Here is a 19785-nt window from a genome sequence, read left to right as displayed (position 1 = left end):
ACTTTTAACAAAGCTGCTTCCATCTCATTTCGCCTATCTACACAATCCTATGAAAACTCGTAGTATTCCCACCTTGCGTTGCGGCATACCCATGCTTGCGCGCTCTGCTGCTTTGACAGCACACAAACGAATCGCCAGCGCTGTGATCGCTCTGGCTTGCCTGACGCCGATGGCTCAGGCCGAAACCTGGAATCCGGTTAACATCAATACCAATGGTGCTCCCAATGGCTACTGGGAGTTTTTGCCCGATGCCTATATTAATAACCCCACGACGGATTATGCGCTCCTTATTTTCTTTCATGGAGCGGGTAATGGTGGCAACGGATCGACCGAATTGGTTCAGATTCAGAACCATGGACTCAACAAGGTGCTCAACACGACCAGCCATGCGCTCTATGATTACTTTGCCGATGGCGAGACCGTGGTGTTGTCGCCGCAAACGTCGGGCGACGGTTGGAGCCCGGCAGCCATTCGCGAGTTTCTCGATTTTGCGCGAGAGCACTACCGTGTGGATCAACGGCGCATTTACCTGACCGGTTTGAGCGCGGGGTCCAATGGCATTCATGGCTTCATCGAGAACGATCCGTTGCCTTATGATGTTTCCGCTTTTTTGACGACAGCTCTTGCTGGCGCGCTGGATCAACCAGGCGCTGATAAGATCGCCAAGGTAACGCCTTACTGGTGCGCCACGGCCTACGGCGACGGCTATGGGGGCATTGGCACGGCAAGCTCCACGGTGAACCGGATTGCTGGCAGCCTGGCTGACACCGCGCCGACCGATGTGCGCAGCGCATATCCCGGAAACGAAGGTGACGCCGAGTATGTGGCCACGTTCGACATTACCAATGGATGGACTTGGGAAAGTGGGCGCGTGCCGACCGTTGATGGGAATCCGCGCATGACGATTTTTACCGGTTCATCGCACAACAGCTGGGACCGCGCCTACGCCACGCAAGGCATGTTCGATTGGCTGTTTGCTCAGGTCAAGCCGGTCACGACGATCAGCAATCCAGCGGCGGTGACGGTCTCGGACTACGGGCAGAGCATTACCTTTAGCGCATCATCAGTCGATGCCGACAGTAATGCGATCGCCGGCGCCAACCTGCACTGGAGCAGCAGCCTGGATGGCGATCTCGGCACGGGCGCCAGCATCAACGTCAGTAACTTGAGTGTCGGCGTGCACACAATTTATTGCATGGGAATCGATAGCGAACATCGCGGCGGCTATGACGCGGTCACGGTCATCGTGCCGAACACCAATGCGTTCACGGCGAACTTCGATTTCGGCCCGGCCGAGACCTCGGCATCTGGCTGGAACTACGTCAACGACGAGGTCGATGCGCGCATCGATGAAGTGCTCGACGCCAACGAAAACCTGAGTGGTCTTCGCTTCGAGATCGTGACGTCATTTGCCGGTCGTGCGTCGAATGGCACGGATTCGACGACGCTTTACCCGAACAATGTTCAACGCGACTACTTTAACACCACTTCGAGCAATCCGCAGGGGCAGATTTTGATCAGTGGGTTGAATCCTGGTCAGGCATATGACTTCACGTTTTTCGCCTCACGTAATCAGGGTGGCAGCGCGGTGTTTCTAACCCGCTACACGGTGGGTAGTAGCTCGGCGACTTTGTCCGTGCGTCAGAACACAGACCAGACCGCCGTGATCAGCGACTACGTGGCCGATTCAACCGGTCAGGCCCTGATCACTGTCGAGCGCGACGCCAGCATGGGTAGCAATGTCTTGGGTTTTCTGGGCGCGATGGTGATTGAAACTGATGGCGACTCTGGCGGCTCAACTAATGTTGCGCCAGTCGCATCGAACGATACGGCGACGACCGATGAAGATGTTGCGGTGCTGGTCGATGTCCTCGCCAACGATAGCGATGCGGACAGCGGTCCGTCCGCGTTGAGCATCGCCTCGGTTAGCCAGCCGACCAATGGTGTCGCTGCGATTCAAAATGGCGAAGTGCTTTATACGCCCAATTCCGGTTACTTTGGATCGGATAGTTTCAGCTACATGATAACCGATGGCGAAGACACCGATAGCGCAACGGTGAGCGTAACGATCAACGAAGTGGTGACGCCGCCGCCCAGTTCGGGCTCGTTGTTTAGTCAGGATTTCTCGGCCTCGACTAATGTGCAGGACTACGTGTCGACGCTGCCGGATGCAACGGAGTTCGATGACATTAGCGCGGAGTCCGGTGCGGGAACTTGGTCCATTAGCAACGGCCGACTGTCGATTACCCGCAGTGGTTCCGGCAGTGACGCGGGCTTCAGTCGCATGGGCGATTCCTTGCTTGGCAATCCCGACCTAGTGAGCCTCAGCATGGATGTCGCCTTGAGTAATATGTCGCAGACGTGGAGTGAACTCTTTCTCGTCGAGTTCGGCGATTGGTCCGGGCTGCTCGATTACGGTAGCCATGGCAACTCGGCTTATCTCTTTGATCGCCTGGAAGTGAAGGGCAACGGAACCGATGTTTACAAACTCGTGCTTAATGGCGAGTCGTCCGGCTCGATTCCAGCAGACGGCGCGGTGCGTCGTGTTCGCTGGCTGATTAATAACTCCGCCAGCTCGGTGAACTACACGGGATATGAGCAAGCGAATCCCTCCACCTATAGCCTAGCTGCGGGCGAGGCAGATATCTGGGTGGATGGCGTGCGTGAAATCGCTGGTGTGGCAGTAGGCCCGGGCTCGGGCACGGTCAACATTGAGGACTTCCGCGTGCGCTTCTCTGCGTCGACCACGTTTACCTTCGAGCTGGATGCAATGGCGATCAGCGACACCTTCAATGAGTCGTCCAACACAGCGCCAACGGCGGTTGCGGATGACGTGTCGGTCGACGAAGGGCAGTCCGTGTTGATCGACGCCTTGGCGAACGACAGCGACACCGATTCCGGGCCGAGCGCCTTGAGCATTGTGGCAGTCGGCGCGGCAAGCCATGGCGTGGCGAGCATCGTTAGCAACGAGGTGCAGTATGTTCCCGATGCCGGTTACTACGGTAGCGATTCCTTCAGCTACACGATCAGCGATGGCGCCGATACGGCAATGGCGACAATCCAAGTCACCGTTAACGACACGTCGACAGCGGCAAACCTCACCACGGCGGGCCTCACCGGTCAGGGCATTGGCGCAGGCTCCGGCTCCAGCCGTATCCTCCTGGGCGGCAGCTGGGAAATCAACGGCCAGGGCGCTGGCGCCAGCGGAACGGCGGATGCGCTCTATGGCGAGCTGGAAACAATTGAAGGCGACTTCTCAGCCTTCGTGTTGCTCCAGGATTTAGCCAACGAAGGCACGGCTCCACTGGCCGGGCTGATGCTGCGCGAGTCCACTGCGGCCGACTCGGTCATGGTGCAGTTTGGCATGGCGGCGAATTCGAGTTTGTCGTTGGCCAGTCGTGCAACCACTGGTGGCGGCGCGGTTCTCGAAACCCCGACTGGCGCCGCGACATTGCCCGATGCCTGGCTCATGATTGAGCGTGTGAGTGACGTGGTTAGCGTGGCCGTTTCTGAAGATGGCGTGAGCTTCACTGTCGTGGACGACGTAACGATCACCGGCCTTGCCCAGAGTTTGCAAGTTGGTTTGTTTGCGCAAAGCGGTGACGGCGTCACGAGCACGCGCGCGGTGTTTTCCGATTATGCGATCGAGGCCGCGTATGCGCTCTTCGTGCAGGACTTCACCAGTTCGTCCACGGTGAGTAACTATGTGTCGTCCACGCCGACGGCAAATCTCTTCGATGATATCAGCGCCGAGACTGGCGCGGGAACCTGGTCCATTGCGAACGATCGATTGACGATTACGCGTCTGGGGACCAGCGATGACGCTGGCTTCAGTCGCATGGGAGATTCGCTCATTGGCAACCCGGACTTGATCAACGTGACGCTGGATTTCGCCATCAGCAGCATGGAGGAAACCTGGAGCGAGTTGTTCTTGGTCGAGTTGGGTGATTGGTCCGGCCTCCTTGATTACGGGAGCAATGGCAACTCCAGCTATCTCTACGAGCGGCTGGAAGTGAAGGGCGACGGCGATGGCTATTACAAGGTCGTGCTCAATGGAAGCCTAGCTGGATCGATAGCCGCCGATGGCAGCGTAAAAAGTCTTAGCTGGCTGATCAACAATTCCACGAGCAGCGTTAACTACACCGGTTTGGAGAGCGCCAGCCCTGGTAGCTATTCGCTGGCTGCTGGCCAGGCGGATGTCTGGCTGGATGGCGTGCGCGTGCTCTCGGGCATCGCGGTGGGACCGGGCTCTGGAACGGTGAACATCGAAGATTTCCGCGTTCGTTTCTCGGCGACTCCGAGCTTTACCTTCGGGCTGGATCGGCTTCTCATTGAGAATGCGTTTTAATCAAGATTCATTAAATGGCGCCATTGGCGCAATCTTGGCTATGGTTGTTATTAACTGCTTGGCCCCGGCACTCGCCGGGGCCAACGACCATGCGGCAGGCGAGTTCACCAAGGAGAGCATTCCGGTCACGATCAAGGGCGAGACGAGCACCTTTGAGTATTTGAAGTTTCTGCCGGAGGATTATGCGGACAATGATCAGGACTACCCGCTAATCCTCTTCCTGCATGGCGCGGGTAATCGCGGGGCGGACGCTAATGAGCTGCGCGATCATTACCTGCCGGTTGTGCTGAAGGACAAGCCTGGCTTTCCGGCGATAGTCCTGGCGCCGCAGTGTCATGCCGGCGGCTGGTGGAGCGGCGAGCAGCTCGATAAGCTGAACGAGCTTCTGCTGGCGGAGACGGAAAAAGAGCGCGTCGATCTTGACCGCGTTTACCTGACCGGTCTCAGCATGGGTGGCTATGGCACATGGGATATGATGCGCGCTTACCCGGACTGGTTTGCGGCCTTCCTCTCTGTGTGCGGCGGTCGCGGAAAGCACGGCATGGAAAACTTTGCCGCCACGCCCGGCTGGGCGATTCATGGCTTGGCCGATACGATCGTGCCAGCAGCGCATACGGAAGAAGTCGTGGAGGCCTTTCGTGCTGCGGGTGGTGATATCGAGATGACGCTGCTGCCCGGGGTGGGGCACGATGCCTGGCTGGAAGCCTACGACTCGCCCAAATACATTCTCTGGTTGCTGAATCAGCATCGGCGTGACCCGGACTTCGTTTACGAGCCCGATGCGAAGACGCAGGAGTTCTTCGAACGTTGGCAAGTGGGCGAGGATATCGTCAACGCCGGGCCCGACCTGAGCCAATTTCCCATTGACCAAGGGACCGCCACGGTGACGTTGACCCGCAATAATCCGACGGCTCGCACTGTCGGCGAGCGCATCCATTGGCGCGTCGATAATCCGCACTACGAAGTCACTCCTCAGGATGCGCAGCTAACGCTTCCCGCAGGTGGCACGGCGCAAGCAGAGTTCACCATCCGCTTCACGGGTGAGCCCAACGACATTGTGCCTTATCCGGTGATGGAGTCGGAGTTCTGGGTGCAGGGCGAGACATTCAAGAAGTTCACAACTGAACTCCAACTGGACGACCGCGCTTACTTTGCGCGCATTGCGCGGCGGGCAAAGGTTCCGCAAACGGCTGATGTGGCCACGGGCGGCGTCGACCTCGGTATGCTGTTATCCAATAATGGCCAGCAAGAGTATCCCGACGCGATGTCGGCGCGGGTCAGCTACAGCGAGGAGGCATTGTATGTAAGCATTCGCGTCTTTGTGGAAGACACGAGTAAGCTACGCACGAACCAAAAGAACCGCGATGCCTCCGTTTATCACGACGACAATGTGCAGCTGTTTCTCCAGCCCGACACTCAGACCAGCGACTACTTCCACATCATCGTCAACCCGGCGGGCGTCGTGATGGATGGGCGTGGGCATGACCGCAGTTGGAACGGCGACTTCAGCGTGGAGACACAGGTTGACAGCGATTCCTGGACTGTGTCGTTGGTCATTCCCTGGTCGACTCTTGGCATGGCGCCGCCGCGCTCCGGAGATGTGCTCGGCTTCCAGTTGGCAGTGGATGACAAGCAGCGAAAGCTGGCGGGCCAGTGGTCGCCATCTTATGGATGGGGACACCAGCCAACCCGCTTTGGCCGCCTCGTCCTGGAGTGAGTTATAGCGGTAGGCTGAGCGGGGCGTCGGGCGTTGCGGTGACGTTTGCGGTGAGGCTACGCCCGTCCAGCTTAACCGTCTTCACCGCCAGCTCGCCTTCGAGCAGCTCAATGCACAACTTGCTTTCTTCAAGGATCACTTCGCCATAGCCGCTGGCCGTACTGAAGAAGCAGCGGAACGGACGATTGCTGGTGTAGGGCTTGAGCGACAGGCTTTGCTCGACGGCGCTGTAGCGGAAGCCACTGAGCACTTGCAGCAGCGCGTAGCTGGACATGGAGCGCGCATAAAAGCTGCCGCATTCATACTCATCCCAAGGGTTGCGGGCCACGCCGTCGAAGCGCGAACGGATCGTGCGGACAATCTCCAGGCCTTCTTCGATCATGCCTTGCTGGATCATGTGCGTGGCCGCTTGGTATTCGGAGCCGGGCCAGACTTCGTCCGAGTAAACAAAGGGCAGGCTGGGCTTGTCACCCAGTGGCCATGTGCAGTTGAGCACGCCACCCTCGGAGCCCATGGCATAACCGGGGCGCTGGGGAATGGGGTGCGCAGAGAGGTCCGTCTTGAAGTTGTGGCGATGAATGCTGCGGAGCGCTCTCTGGATCGATTGCGGGTTCATCGGTGTGTCGATGCCGTAGAGCTGCGCCCAGTTGGCGCCCACGACGCCATCGGTCAGGCAGCCTTTGCCGATCTGGTATTTGGGGCCTTCGGCTTGCAGAATCTTGAGGGTGTCGGGCGACTCGTTTTGGTAGGCGTCCGCGCGCCAGAAGTCTGGGTCGAAGTGCAGCTTTTGCTCATAAAATTCGCCATTGAAGAGCACGGTTTCGAGCTGGTGATTCGCCTTCTGCGCCAGCTCGCGGTAGCGCGTGGCCGACTCCGGATCGCCGAGGTATTCCAGTATCTCGGCCATGGCGCAGAGTGCGCCAATGTAAATGGTGGTGCAGAGTGAATCAGGACCCCAGAACTCGATGTCGAATGTGTTGTGATGCGGGGCGTTGAGTAGGCCGGTTTCGTCGGCGTCCCACGTCGCGATGCCGTATTCGAGCGCTCGACGCGCCTTGGGCAGCAGCGCTTTCAGCCAAGTATCGTCGCCGGATATTTGCCAGTCGCGATGAAGCTTGAGAATGCCGCCAAACTGCCCGTCGGCCGCCGCATGGTAATCGTGTTTGGTGGGGCCATCGGGAATAGCTGCTCGGAAGGTCACGTGGCCGTCATTATTCATGGAGTAGCGCCACTCCTGTTCGCGCAAGCTGCGCTCAAGCGGCGGGAAAAGATGGGGCATGGCCTGGGCGTAATTCCAGACATGCGTGCAAGAGCCGGGGCAGCAGCCGCTATCGGGGAAGCAGCCCTCCCAAGCCCAGACTTGGCCGTTGGCCTGGCGTAGGACCGTGGGCGAGGTGAGGATGCCAAGGTTGGCCGAAACCGCGTCGATCGTCTCGGCGGGTAAGGTGGAGCGAAACAGCGCCTGCTGGAAGCCGAGCGTGCGTTCGCGCAGTGAGGCGTAGCGTGATTCCACGTAGCGGACAACGGCTTCGGCGTCGCTCCAATGCGCGGCGTAGTAGGGGCTCCAGCCGGGCTCGGCACAAGCGTCATCGTCGCAGCAGCAGTGCAGCACTTCTTGCTTCTGGTCGGGCTCTTCGGCGTGGCCGAGCCGCAGGTGCGCGTTGGGGAAATGCCAACCAATGACGACCGGGATGACCAGTGTCTCGCCGGGCTCCAGTGAGACATCGACTAGCGCGGAGCCGCCGTTGCCGCCCTTGGAACGCGGGGCGTCGGCGCCGTCGTTTGCCTGAAAGGCGCCGTTGCTGACTTCTTCCCAAAGCATGGTCATGCCGTCGAACCAGCCGCCGCGATGCCACATCGCCTTCAGCCGGTTAGCGCCATTAGGGAGGATAAATGCGGAGCTGCCAAACGAGCCATCCTGCTTGGCGCGGGTGCTGTCGAAGCGAACACCGCGTCCGTCAAGGCCGTGGTTCAGGCCGTCGTCTTTGCCTTCCCAGGACTGCGCGAGGTGTGACATGTGAAAGGTGAACTCCGCTTCTACGCGCGCATCACTGGTATTGGTTAGCGCGTATTCCAGGCACAGCGTGGGCAAGCTGGTGTTTTTATCATCGAGCGGAACGAAGGGACTCCAGGCGGTTACGGTTGCCTGGACCGGCATGATGGCGTCGCTCAGGCAGACCTGCGAAAACGGGAAGGCGCCACGAAACTCACATTCGCGAAAGCGCGGGTAGCCCTCGTAGCCAGCGCGGCGGTAGCCCTGGCTGTGTAGGCCCTGGTAGAACAACTGTTCGCGCGGGATCGGGCCCTCCAGCAGGCGCGTCGTCTTCGAGTCGTCCTTCAGGTGCAGGATGCCGAAGGCCGACGGTTCGCGGCGCAGATACGTCTCGCGATGCGCCAGCTCGGGGCGGTTCATCACGGAGAAGTTAATGAGGCCGCCGTAGCCGCTCATGCAAATGCTGCCAGCGCCGATGCCGCCATGAGGCATGGCGACTTGTAATTGCTTTCCAGCGGGGTGAACGCGGACGCCCGGGCCACTGAGTTCGATGGGAGAATAAGGCATGATTTCTTGTGTTTTTAAGAGGAAAGCGCGTTGACCAAATGACGGTTTCGTTTAGTATTTGACGTATGAAAAAGAGAAGCACAGACGCGCGAAATTTCTCGGCCGTCACCGCTTCCAGGGTCGGCTAAGTATCGCCGACTGCGCGACCAAGCGTCGCCGACTGTAGAACGAAGTGTCGCCGACGCTTCGTGGTAGTGTCGCCGACACTTCTGCTGATTCCCTAGAGGGAAATGGTCACCATGGCCCTGGGCTTCGTGTCGCGAAACACCGGTGCTTTGAGGCGCGAAACCCTTGGGGAAACCGCGTGGGCCCCTAGTGGCGCTGACGCCGCCGACACGCAAGCAAACCAAGACAAGCCGCGCCGAGCATGAGCGCGTAGGTTGCCGGTTCGGGGACCACGGTCCCTTCGAGGGATACGGAGTCCCAGCCTGCATACTCGTTGCCGCCTCCGGTCCAGGGAGTTGTGGAAAGGCGCAGGGTGACGCTGCTGGCATCGCCGATGTTGATCGTTTCCTGGACCCAGGCGTCGGTGGAGAAATTGTTCTCGCTGGGCGAGACGAAGGCAACAGGGGCGCCGAAGCCCGAGCCAGTATCGATTTCGTAGTACATCTCGTCGCCCGAATCCATCTGGAAGATCCAATAGTAGAACGAAATGCTGATGTCCGTATAGCCCGAGGTGTCGATGGTGGCGAACGTTTGGGTAAGGTTGCCCGAGCGTGTGTTGAGCGTGTTGACGCCCGAGAGGTCCTGCATCGTCCAGAAATCAGATCCGGCTTGGGGCGCGGTGATCGTTTTAAAGCTCGCGGAGGGCTCCCAGACATCGCCCGAAGTGTTGGTTTCGACGGGGTCGGGCGTGTAGCCCCACGTATCCGCAGCGTCGCCGTCATAACCTTGAAACGCGATTGAGGCCGCGCCAAGCGGCGCGCAGACGAGCCCGAGGATGAGGAAGGCGCCGGAGGAGCGCCGCGTGAACACAGAGGGAGTGTGCCGGAAGAGGGCATGCAGGGTATTGGGAGTCATGTCTATTAGGAGTGGGGGCGCACAGCGTTGCTGCTATTGCATTACCGCAATCCTAATAGTGGCAATTAAGCTTCCTCAAGGAAAATTGTCAGGGATTCCGGGATGCGCTCCTAGCCATTGTTGTCAGCCTCGGCGCTCCACTCGATGAAGGCGATCCAGGAAAGGGCCGTCTCGGCGGTGAATTGGACCGTGATCTCGCCGCTCTTGCAGTCGAACTCGGTGTTGAAATTGGCTTCGGCGGAGTCACTGCTGGGTTGGACGGTGATCTTCGATGGCGCTGAATTACCATCGGCTAGCAGCAAATCAACAGCGCCGCGCTTGCCTTCGGCGAAACCTTTTACGCGGTATTTGCCAGGCTTGACGGTGAGCTTGAATTCCGTGCGCGGACTGAAGAATGTCTTATCGCGAAGCAAGGGCAGTTTGCGGAATTTTTCCTGATCCTGGTCGCGGGTGGCGGCTTGGGTGAAGCCGTAGCCGGTTGAGCTTTGAAATTGCGTGTCCTTGGTCACGGCGGTGAACGGGCGGATCAGACCTTCGCCCCGTAAGAGGCCCGGGTAGGCTGCGCTGCCAAAGTCAAACAGGTAGGCTTGGCGCTTTTGCGACGCGGCAATGAGCTGCGCGCGTTCTTGCTTGGCGAGCAGCGCCTTGTCCTTGAGCGCCATGAGCGCGGGCGCTTGCTTGATGTTGGAAATGTAGACGGGGAACTCACCGACGGCCCAGCCGCCGTTTAATTCTTTTTCCGTCGCATAGCCAAAGGCGTCCGTTAGCGTGACGGCGCCGAGGTCGAGATCGACGCGCGCATCACCTTCCACCGCCCACGCGCTGACGACGAGTCCGTGGTTGGTGTTCCACAAATAGAGTCGCACGTTGTCATCGGGATAGGGCAGGCGGATGCCTTCGTTAACCCCCGCGCCGTCGAGCTGGCGAATCATCGTGGCCATGGTCAGCCAACTGGGGCGCAGCTTATGGTCGGTGGTGACGAGCCCCGCCCCCGCGTGCTGCGACGGCGTGGAGCCAGCCTCGCGATAATAGAACACGCGGTCGATGCCTTCGGCCAGGGCCATCATGATGCAGCGGGGAATCTTCGCGGCTTGCATGCGCAGGGTGCTGCCGATCTTGCCGCCGACATCGTAGCCGGTTTCGGTGATCCAGATTTCTGCGCCGGGTTTGAATTGGTTCCGCCAGGCATTGAGGTCGCGCAGGTTATCCTCATAAGTCGACGCGCCGGCCATGGCTTCACCGGTGCGGTCGGCATTGGGGTCGAGCGTGGCGGTTTCCGGGAGGGCCTTGCCGCTGTAGAAGTGGACGTTGATAATGTCCGTGAAATCGAGCGGATGCTTGCCATCTTCGTAGGTGTAGGTGCGCAGTTGGTCGACGAGTTCCAACGCGATGCCCGCGTAGCTGGAGTGCGAAATTTTCACATCGGGATCGGCGCGCTTGCCGGCCTCGGCGGCGGGGCGAAACATCTCGAAGTATTCGCCCATCGTGCCGACCCAGAAGCCCCACTTGGGGTTGTCCAGATTGACTTCGTTCCAGAGTTCCATGAGGCGGAGCTGGTCTTTGCCAGAAACTTTGTCCGACGTCATCAGCTCGGATGCGGGGTGCTCTTTGCCGCCAAAGCGCGCGATGGTTTGGAACACTCCCTCGGCGTAGTCGGCGTAGTCCTTGGGCGGGTAGGAGAGCTGGCGTTTTTTGGTGACGCCCTCCGGCGCAGAGGTTGCCCAGTGCGGGGTGAAGAAAAAGTAGCTCGTAAACTGGAAGCCGGCATCGGTGTAGGCTTGCGCGATCTCATCCTGCTTCACATACCACGGGCCGACGGAGCCGTCGTAGGCAAAGTAGCCTTTGCGCGGGTTGACGAAGGCCCACTTGAGGTTCTCAAACCGCACGTAGCCAAAGCCCAGTCGTTGGTTGAGACCGATGAGTTTTTGGTCGGACACATTGATGCCAAACCGGGACTCGGCGGATAGCTTTTCCGGCGCCTTGGGCAGCACCAATTGGCGTGCGTAAAGCTGCTCGAAATAGCCGCCGCCACTGATCATGAAATTGAGGAAATAGAACCCAACGGGCAGACCTTCGGTGGTTTCGAGCGTGAGTGTTTTGCTTTCGCCCGGGGCCAGGCTGACCGTTTGTTCCACCTCATCGAGAAAACTGCCAACGTCGGGATATTCGGGCATCGAACCAGAAGGTGCGGGTTCGCCCTCGTAGAAGTTGGAGTCGACTTGCACGCTAAAATTGACGAGGCAGTTGAGCGGTGTAGTTCCGAGATTTTTCAGGATTACTTGGCGGGAGATTTTCTGACCGGGATCAGATACGGATCGGCCATTGAGCTCTGTGGAAAACGCGGCGCCTGCGGGTGGCGTCGGCACGGTGGCGGGGATGCTGATTTCGTAGTTGGCGGCGCCAGCGGAGAGGGGAAGAAGGCCCCAAAGGCAAAGGGCTGGAATGAGGAAGTTGAGGCGAGGTAAATGCATAATTTGAAAATTGATTGGGGTGTGTCGCAGGTGAATTTCCCTGCTGCGTTAAAGTGTGATTTCGAGTCGATTGTCGCCTTCGGCTAACATGTTGATGGTGATGGGCGCGCTGGCAACGGGTATGCCATTGAGCGTGCGCGAGCTATCGCCAGTGCGTCGCCATTGGATCATGAGCTTCTTGCCGCGATACGTGCGCGTCATCGAAGCATGTTGCCACGCCGACGGCAGGTCTCCGGAAATTTCCAAGCCAGCAAAGCTCGCTTTGACGCCAAGTATGCCCTCGATTGCGCAACGGAACGCCCAGCCTGCGGCTCCCGTTCGCCAGGAAAACAGCGACCGGCCAGAGCGCTCGCCTGACTCTGGCGCTGCGTAGGTGTTGGAGAGCGAGTAAGGCTCTTGCATGCTGACGCTGGGCGGGTTCTGCGGATTGGTTGGCAAAATGCGTTTGAAGATGTCGAGCCCGTAGTCCACTTGCTTTGTCATGCAAAGTGCGTAGGCCATAAACATGGCGCCATGGCAGTAGTTGCCACCATTTTCCAAGGTGCCGGGAGGCGTGGCGCTGAGGTGGCCGATGCTTGGATCGTATCCTTGGTAAGGCGGTGTTAAGAGGCGGAAGCCATGCGCGCATTCCAGGCGCTCTTTGACAGCGTGCACAATTTGCGGGATTTGTTCATCCGTCGCGATACCGGCAAGCATGCTCCAAGCTTGGGGCAAAACATAGATCGCGCCAAACGCATTGCTGGGGGCGCCAACAGGTTGGCCAGCATCGGTAAAGGCGCGGGAATACCACTGGCCATTCCAGGCTTCCCGTCGGATGGTTTCAGTTAGCTCGGCATGGCGTTCGGCAAAGACAATTGCGTCTTCCTGCGGCCCAACGCGCCCGGCAATTTGCATCATCTTGGCGAACGATTCGACGAGCGCCATACTGGTCCACACGCTTTGGCCCCGACCTTCGCGTCCGATGCCGGTTAGGCGGTCGTTCCAATCGCCAAAAGGCATGAGGCAGAGCCCGCGATCGCCACGGTGCTCCCACAAGTAATCGACTGCGCGTTTAAGGTGTTCGTAGACCGTGCCGCTTTCTTCTGATTCAAAGAACGGGGCTTCGATTTCCAGAATGTCAGCGTCCCCGCTTTCGGCAATGTAAGCATGAGTGGCGAAGATCAGCCACGCGCCTCCGTCGTTGTATTGATCACGCACGATTGGCCCCCAGCGGCGCACGGTGCGACCGTCGGCAAACTGGTAAGGCAGGCAGTCCAAAATCATTTTGCGCGAGCGCTTGGCGTCGAGCAGGGTGTAGGCCCACGCATCTTGATTGCTGTCGCGGAATCCTTTGCCCCAGCCACGAGTCCAGTAAGCGCAGTAGTTCAGCTGGTGCTTGATCCAGGTGTTGACGAAGAGGTCAAACTCAGCGTCTGGCGTTTCGACTTCAACGCGCGCATACAACTCATCGAGTTGTTTGAGCTGCTTGGCTTTGGATAGCGTGATGTGCTGCTGGCTGACGCGTGGCAGGTCGTCTACTTTGCGTTCGCCCAGGCCGAGCGTGAAGTGCAGTTCACGCGCTTTACCGGGCGTTAAATAGCAATCCACGTAACCCGCCAGAATTGGGGCGTCGATGGGAGAATGGGTGGTGGGCCACTGCTTGAGGATGGCCCGGGGGCGGGCGTAAGAACCGTAGACGCCAGTAAAGTCATCGCGGTTAAAGAGATGCCCCTTGAGTGGTAGGCTGGACTCTAGCCACGCAGCGTATTGGCCAGTGTGGTCTTGGCGGTTGAGGATTTGCAGTACTTGGCGGTCCTGCCAGGCGTTGGCGGTAAAAGAGTCGTCCGCGCCGAACTTGCCATCGCCGAGAGAGAGGTTGATATCGCTAAAGAAAATGACGCGCCATGGCTCTGCGATGTTGCGGTGATTGATCAGGGTAATTTCAAAATACTCACGGGGGAGGGTGACATCCACAGACTGAGTCAGGCGCACCTCCAGCCCATAGTGCTCAAGCCGGGTTGTGCTGGTGTTGAGCCCGATGCGATGTTCGAACTCACAATGCGCGTCATCACAGATTGGGCTATAGCCGACGCTAAAGAGTTCACCGGAATTAGTGTTTTGTAGGTATATATATTTGTGGCCACTCCAATTGAGCAGAACGATGTCGCCGCTTTGAGGTTCGCGTCGATAGCTGACGCCGCCAGAGACTTGCGTGGGCTGCGCATTAAAGGTCGGATTCCACAAAATATTCTTCCAGGGACGTGGCGCATGGGGGGTAGTCAGGACGAATTCGCGCGCCTCGGGATCAAAGTAACCAAAGCCCTCTACAGGCGTCATCGTTGGCATGAGCCTAGTCGCAGGGGTGGGGATTGTCTCAGCTGATGGATGGATCATGTATGAGGCGTAGCTAAATGAAACTATTACGTATTCGCAATCATAAAAGCAGATCGGCGCAAAACATTCCGGAGAGATGCTTCATTGTGCTGATCTATTGGAGCGCATGCAGTGAACATTTTTAATCTCTGCTTCGGTTGGGTTTTGTAAGGTGATCATTTTTATCTGCTTAGGGGATTTGTGGTGGCTGATTCGGTCAGGCTTTGTCGCTCTCTTGCGTTTGCCTGTTGTGTATTACGATGATGATTTAATGCTGAAATGAGAGCAGGTTTGAAGGTCTGTTTGCTCAATTAGCTTTTATTTAAAAGAGATTCTGGTTGTTTTTGGAATATTCTTATTGCTTTTACGTAAAAGTCTAAATAGCTTTTGGTTGTCTTAAGCAAACTTTCTATCACCCCAACCCATTAATATTAGCATGAATAAATACCTCCTCTCCTTATCGGTCCTTGGCTTGAGCGCGGCGTCATTGTCAGCGGTTACGATCGCCAACCAGGGCTTTGAAACCTCGGGCGACACCTGGAACTACACGCTTGATCCAAATGTAACTTTTGACGGTGGCGGTGATACCTGGGCTGCCACGACTGGCTTAGCCAGCTTTACTGCAGTCTCCGGTCCACAGCAAGGGGCGCAGTACTGGGGCGGGCGTGACATGGATGGCAACGCCGCTTTTACCAACACTACCCGGGGCTGGATTGTATTCGAAGATATTGACGTGTCTGCCTACGAAAGCAAGACGCTGACGTTCTATTGGTCGGGGCAGAGCTCGGTTGAAGAAATCGGCTATCTCGTTGCGACGACTACCAACGGAAGCAGCGCTACCATTACGCCGAATCTGGATATCCTTACTCCAGTAAGTGGCGGGGTTACCCTTGCCGCTGCTGAATCGGGCGCCTTTTTGCAGGACTGGACGGAGGTTACGATAAACATAGCCGACAACGTGACGAACGTCTCGTTCGCACTTTATGGGCTGTCTGACGGTGGCACGCGGTACTTGGCTTTTGACGATGTGGTGCTGGCGGGCACAGTGATTCCTGAGCCATCGACCATTGCGCTTGGCCTGGCTGGCGTGATCGGTCTTGTGGCGATGGTTCGCCGCCGCAAGTGCTTGTAGCTTGCCCATTCAGTAATGCCGGCGGCTTGCTTTTGCTTCATTAGCTAGTCCCGGCTTACTTGTATTATTGCTGCGGCTGGGCGAGGCGCTTCGCGCAGGTTTTTGCTTAAGTAGCGCAGTAAGATCGTTCAGTTCATTGTCCCAAAACGAAAACATTACTTTCCCCTTTTTTATATTTCGTATACTTTTCCCGCCATGCATGTTTCTCCTCTTAAATCTTGTTCTCTTAGCTGTCTATTTGCCCTGATGGGGCCACTTGCATTCGCTGGAGAATGGGTTAGTGGACTGTTTCAGGGAGATTGCGCCATGCCCTACATGCTTTATTTGCCGGACGATTTTGATGCGGCGGGCTCCGAGCAATACCCGCTCATCATTAACCTCCATGGGCAAGGTGAGAAGGGAAAGCCTGATGGCAGCGACAATGGCGATCAGCTCGATCCGGCGACTTCACGTTGGACGAGTTCGGCCAATCAGAGCTACCAGCGTTCGCTAGTGCTGGCGCCGCAGGTGGTGACTGACGGGCCGGGCACGGGCAATTGGACAAACTATCGCGAGCTTTATACGTTTGAGGAATTGCTGGACTATGTGGTGGCAAACTATCCGGTGGATGAGGACCGCGTCTACATTTCGGGTATATCCATGGGGGGCAATGGGGCCTGGTTTTACGGCGGTCAGTTTCGGGATCGCATCGCGGCAATTGCGCCTGGGGTTGGTTACGGCTCGCCCAAAGAAAGCTACCCGCTGAAAGATATGCCGATTTGGGCGATAACTGCAGATAACGACAGCATTAGTTTTAAGGGGACTCTAAACTATGTGAATTTTACGACGCTCTACGGCGCCAAGCCTATCCTGACTCAATACGCTACCGGTGGGCATGGCGTTTCGGGGTCCGGTTTTGCGACCCCCGGCTTCTATGAGTGGATGATGGCTCAGCGGAGAAATCAATCGGCTATAGAATTTCAGCATCCCTACGTACGCATCGAAACGCCGACCACAGAAGATGCTATGTTTACGAATGATTCCAGCATCAGCTTAAGCGGTTCACTTGGTGATGAAACCACGGCCGTAACGGTCGTTCGATGGACACGCTACGGGCCGGATGGCGAAGAGGCTTCCGGTGATGCAACGGGCTCCACGAATTGGAGTGTGGATGATATTCCGCTGGTTCAGGGCGACAACCTAATCGTAATTGAAGCAGAGGGTACCAGCTACAGTAGCAGTAAAGGTGGGATGACGAAATTTCGTGACAACTTACGCGTGCGCTACATGCCCGTTGGGGCGGAAACGGAATACCCGACGGTCTCCATTGTTTCGCCAACTGCTGGGGTTGGTCGATATGAAGTAACCTCTGATAAGATTTCCGTCGGTGGAACTGCTTCAGATAATGTTGGCGTTACCCAGGTGCGGTGGGCCAATAATCGCGGTCCGCTCTCTGGTGTCGCATCGGGAACTGACAATTGGATCGTATCGGACATACAGTTGGAGTTCGGGCTCAATGTCATTCAGGTCACGGCAATAGACGCTGCCAATAACCGCACGACTGAAGAGTTTGATGTGTGGTATAACAACCTTGGTGACAGTGGCAGCGGCGACGGCAATCAGACTCCGATCATTACGGTGGATAGCGATTTCACGCTTAGTTTGCCGGTGAATCGAACCGCCATTCACGGTGTGGTGACGGACGATGGCCTGCCGGAAGGGGCGGGGGTCTCAACGGAGTGGGCGCTCGTTAGCGGGCCAGCTTCAGTGAATTTTGGCGATGTCGCTTCGCCGGATACCTATGTCGATTTCACAATGGCGGGTGTTTACATTTTACGACTGACCGCTGATGATTCAGAGGAAACCTCAACGGCGGATTTAATCATTACGGTGAGTGATGATCCACCGGGTTCCGCCAAAACTTTGTTCTTCCAGGATTTTGCCTCATCAGCGAATTACGCGGACTACATTGCCGCCGATCCGACTCAATTTTTCGATGATATCAGCGCTGAAGCTGATGGTGGGGTGTGGTCAATCGAGGGCGGCGCCTTACGCAATGTCCGCAGCGGAGTAACGAGCAGCAATGATGATGCGGGCGTCACCATTTTGCGAACCATGCCAGAGGGGACGGAGTTGGTTAAAGTGTCCTTCGCTATGGGGATCATCAATGCGTCTAGCTCGTCTGACCTGTTCTATATCGAAATGGGTGACTATGGCAGCGTCATTGACTATGGCACGGCGGGTTCCCATAGCATTCACTCGGCGCGTATTAATGTGCGGGGTGGGGGAGCCAACGAATTTTCTGTCCGCGTAAATGGTTCCAATGTGGGTGATTATCCGGCAACGGGAGAGCTGCTGTATTGGACGTGGTATGTGAATCGGTCGGCTGATGAAGCTGCTTACGTTGGACCGGATGGCGGGGTTCATGCGCTGTCCGCCGGCGCTACCTCCATCTGGATCGGCGACGAACCAGTGCATGCGAATTTGACGATGGAATCCGGTTTCACGGCTGCGCTGCGGGATTTCCGCATGCGCCTGAACTCTGGTGTGGGCATCACGGTTATTTTAGACGATGTAAAAATTGAAGACGCCTTGAATTCCGCGCCTCCGGATTACTTTGCTGGATGGGTTGGTGGTGAAGGCTTGGTGGGAACCGATGCGGATGTGGATGCTGATCCGGATGGCGACTCGTTGCCGAATATTCTGGAATTTGTGCTCAATTCGAATCCGCAAAGCCCGACCGTTGAAGGGCTTAAATTGCCTCAGCAGGAGATTGTGGAGATGGGCGGTCAGCGTTACCTTCAATTGGTGTTTGACCAATTGGAAGCGCTGGGCTCAGTCACCGTTGAGACTGAGGTGTCGGATGATCTCGTCTTCTGGCATTCCGGGCCGGCGTACACTTTGCAATCGGCGCCTTCGTCCAACGGAGATGGGACTGTTCGCATGCAAGTCATTGACCGGACGCCTTTGGGCGGCGCCGGATGCCGGTTCATGCGGCTAAGAGTCGCTCCTTAGAGAAGGCGCTCCATGCGGACTACTAAGTAATACACAAACTCGGTTTTGGGGAGCATTGCGTATGCTGAAAATAGCGTAGTTGTTGGATTGTAATGCCTTTGAGGATGCTACTATGTTATGCAATACATGAGCGCTAAAAGAGGCAGGAAATCGAAGAAGGAAGGCGTTAGGCCCAAGGTTCAAGATCTGGTTTCAATAACAGGTTATTCGCAGGGGGCTATTTCGCGCGCATTCAATGGCGGCGAGGGCATCAGTGAATCGACCCGGGAGAAAATTCTCAAGGCCGCTCGGGAAATTGGCTACCACCCCAATCCTTCAGCCCGTAATTTTAAGCGCGGTTACTCGGGGCGTGTCGGCATCATTTTGCCGAATTTGAGCAACTCCAATTACTCCGAGCTCTACGAGCACCTCGACTTGATCAATGCCGATGCGGGCATGTCTACTACGCTTGCGCTTACGCACAATTCTGTCGAGGTAGAGGCGAATACAATGCTTCACTGGTCTGCTGGCGAGACGGATGCGCTCGTGGTCAACCCGGTGGCGGAAAAGAAAAACATGCCGCTCTACCTGAAGCTGAAGTCATGGCGTTATCCGCTGCTGTTTCTCTACGACAGCTTTGGGGATGAGTTCGACAGCTTGACAATCGATTACCGGATGAGCATGCGACAGGCGATGACCTACCTGCGTGATGTGGGCCACAAGAAAGTGGTTTACGTGGGCATTGGCATGAAAGACCGTCCGGTGGGGAAGCACGCGATTTTCATCGAATGGGCGCGCGAGCTGGGGTTGACCTACGATGAAGAGCTTTCGGTCTTTGGCGTTGAAGGCGATGTGGCTGGACAGCGGGCTTTCAGTCACTGGCGTTTGAAGGGAAAAAGGCCTACTGCCATTGTCGCTTTCAATGACCACACCGCCATGTCCATCATCAGCGAGGCAGAAGGCGAGGGCGTCCGTATACCTGATGAAATGTCAATCCTGGGCAGTGATGACATTGCCAGCGCAAAGGCCGTCGGCCTTTCCACGATTCGCATTGATCGGATGAACATGGCTAAGACCATCGATGAAATTCTGCGTAATCGCATGAAAGATTTCGATTCTCCGATCCAGATTCAGCGAATGACTTCGGAGCTGGTGGTCCGCCGAACGATGGCTCCACCGAGCCGCGTTTAGCGGGCAGTACGGGATGAGAAG

General features: G+C 57.1%; 9 protein-coding genes. 5 read left to right on the top strand and 4 right to left on the bottom strand.

Annotated elements, in window-relative coordinates:
* The first annotated feature begins 49 nt into the window (after nucleotides 1–49).
* The gene (locus tag RBB63_RS11140; RefSeq protein WP_309384172.1) at nucleotides 50–4348 is read left to right on the top strand and encodes an Ig-like domain-containing protein; all 4299 of its coding nucleotides are present in this window, start codon (nucleotides 50–52) and stop codon (nucleotides 4346–4348) included.
* A 58-nt stretch (nucleotides 4349–4406) separates the two neighbouring features.
* A complete protein-coding gene (locus RBB63_RS11135) occupies nucleotides 4407–6065 on the top strand; it encodes a sugar-binding protein (RefSeq protein ID WP_309384170.1) in 1659 nt (552 codons plus the stop codon).
* Between the two features lies 1 nt (nucleotide 6066).
* Here RBB63_RS11135 and RBB63_RS11130 read toward each other — a convergent pair whose 3' ends face one another.
* The 4 genes from RBB63_RS11130 to RBB63_RS11115 form a co-directional block, all read right to left on the bottom strand.
* Nucleotides 6067–8625 (bottom strand): GH116 family glycosyl hydrolase, encoded by a 2559-nt coding sequence (locus RBB63_RS11130; protein WP_309384168.1) that lies wholly within the window; start codon nucleotides 8623–8625, stop codon nucleotides 6067–6069.
* 312 nt (nucleotides 8626–8937) lie between these two features.
* On the bottom strand, nucleotides 8938–9645 hold the full coding sequence (locus tag RBB63_RS11125) for a PEP-CTERM sorting domain-containing protein (protein WP_309384166.1): 708 nt from the start codon (nucleotides 9643–9645) through the stop codon (nucleotides 8938–8940).
* Between the two features lie 110 nt (nucleotides 9646–9755).
* Nucleotides 9756–12116: a hypothetical protein gene (locus RBB63_RS11120; RefSeq protein ID WP_309384164.1), complete on the bottom strand. Its 2361-nt coding sequence runs from the start codon at nucleotides 12114–12116 to the stop codon at nucleotides 9756–9758.
* 48 nt (nucleotides 12117–12164) lie between these two features.
* Complete coding sequence (locus RBB63_RS11115) at nucleotides 12165–14489, bottom strand: GH36-type glycosyl hydrolase domain-containing protein (protein ID WP_309384162.1); 2325 nt, start codon at nucleotides 14487–14489, stop codon at nucleotides 12165–12167.
* Between the two features lie 415 nt (nucleotides 14490–14904).
* Between RBB63_RS11115 and RBB63_RS11110 the strand changes: the two genes are divergently transcribed.
* The 3 genes from RBB63_RS11110 (at nucleotide 14905) to RBB63_RS11100 (ending at nucleotide 19764) form a co-directional block, all read left to right on the top strand.
* A complete protein-coding gene (locus RBB63_RS11110; RefSeq protein ID WP_309384160.1) occupies nucleotides 14905–15600 on the top strand; it encodes a PEP-CTERM sorting domain-containing protein in 696 nt (231 codons plus the stop codon).
* A 246-nt stretch (nucleotides 15601–15846) separates the two neighbouring features.
* Nucleotides 15847–18594: a PKD domain-containing protein gene (locus tag RBB63_RS11105; RefSeq protein WP_309384158.1), complete on the top strand. Its 2748-nt coding sequence runs from the start codon at nucleotides 15847–15849 to the stop codon at nucleotides 18592–18594.
* A 126-nt stretch (nucleotides 18595–18720) separates the two neighbouring features.
* On the top strand, nucleotides 18721–19764 hold the full coding sequence (locus tag RBB63_RS11100; protein ID WP_309384155.1) for a LacI family DNA-binding transcriptional regulator: 1044 nt from the start codon (nucleotides 18721–18723) through the stop codon (nucleotides 19762–19764).
* The last annotated feature ends 21 nt before the right edge of the window (nucleotides 19765–19785 follow it).

It is taken from the genome of Cerasicoccus frondis (genome assembly GCA_031296915.1).
In the GTDB taxonomy this organism is placed as follows: domain Bacteria; phylum Verrucomicrobiota; class Verrucomicrobiia; order Opitutales; family Cerasicoccaceae; genus Cerasicoccus; species Cerasicoccus frondis.
The sequence above is the reverse complement of the archived record's forward strand: the minus strand, read 5'-3'. Positions and strand labels throughout refer to the sequence as shown.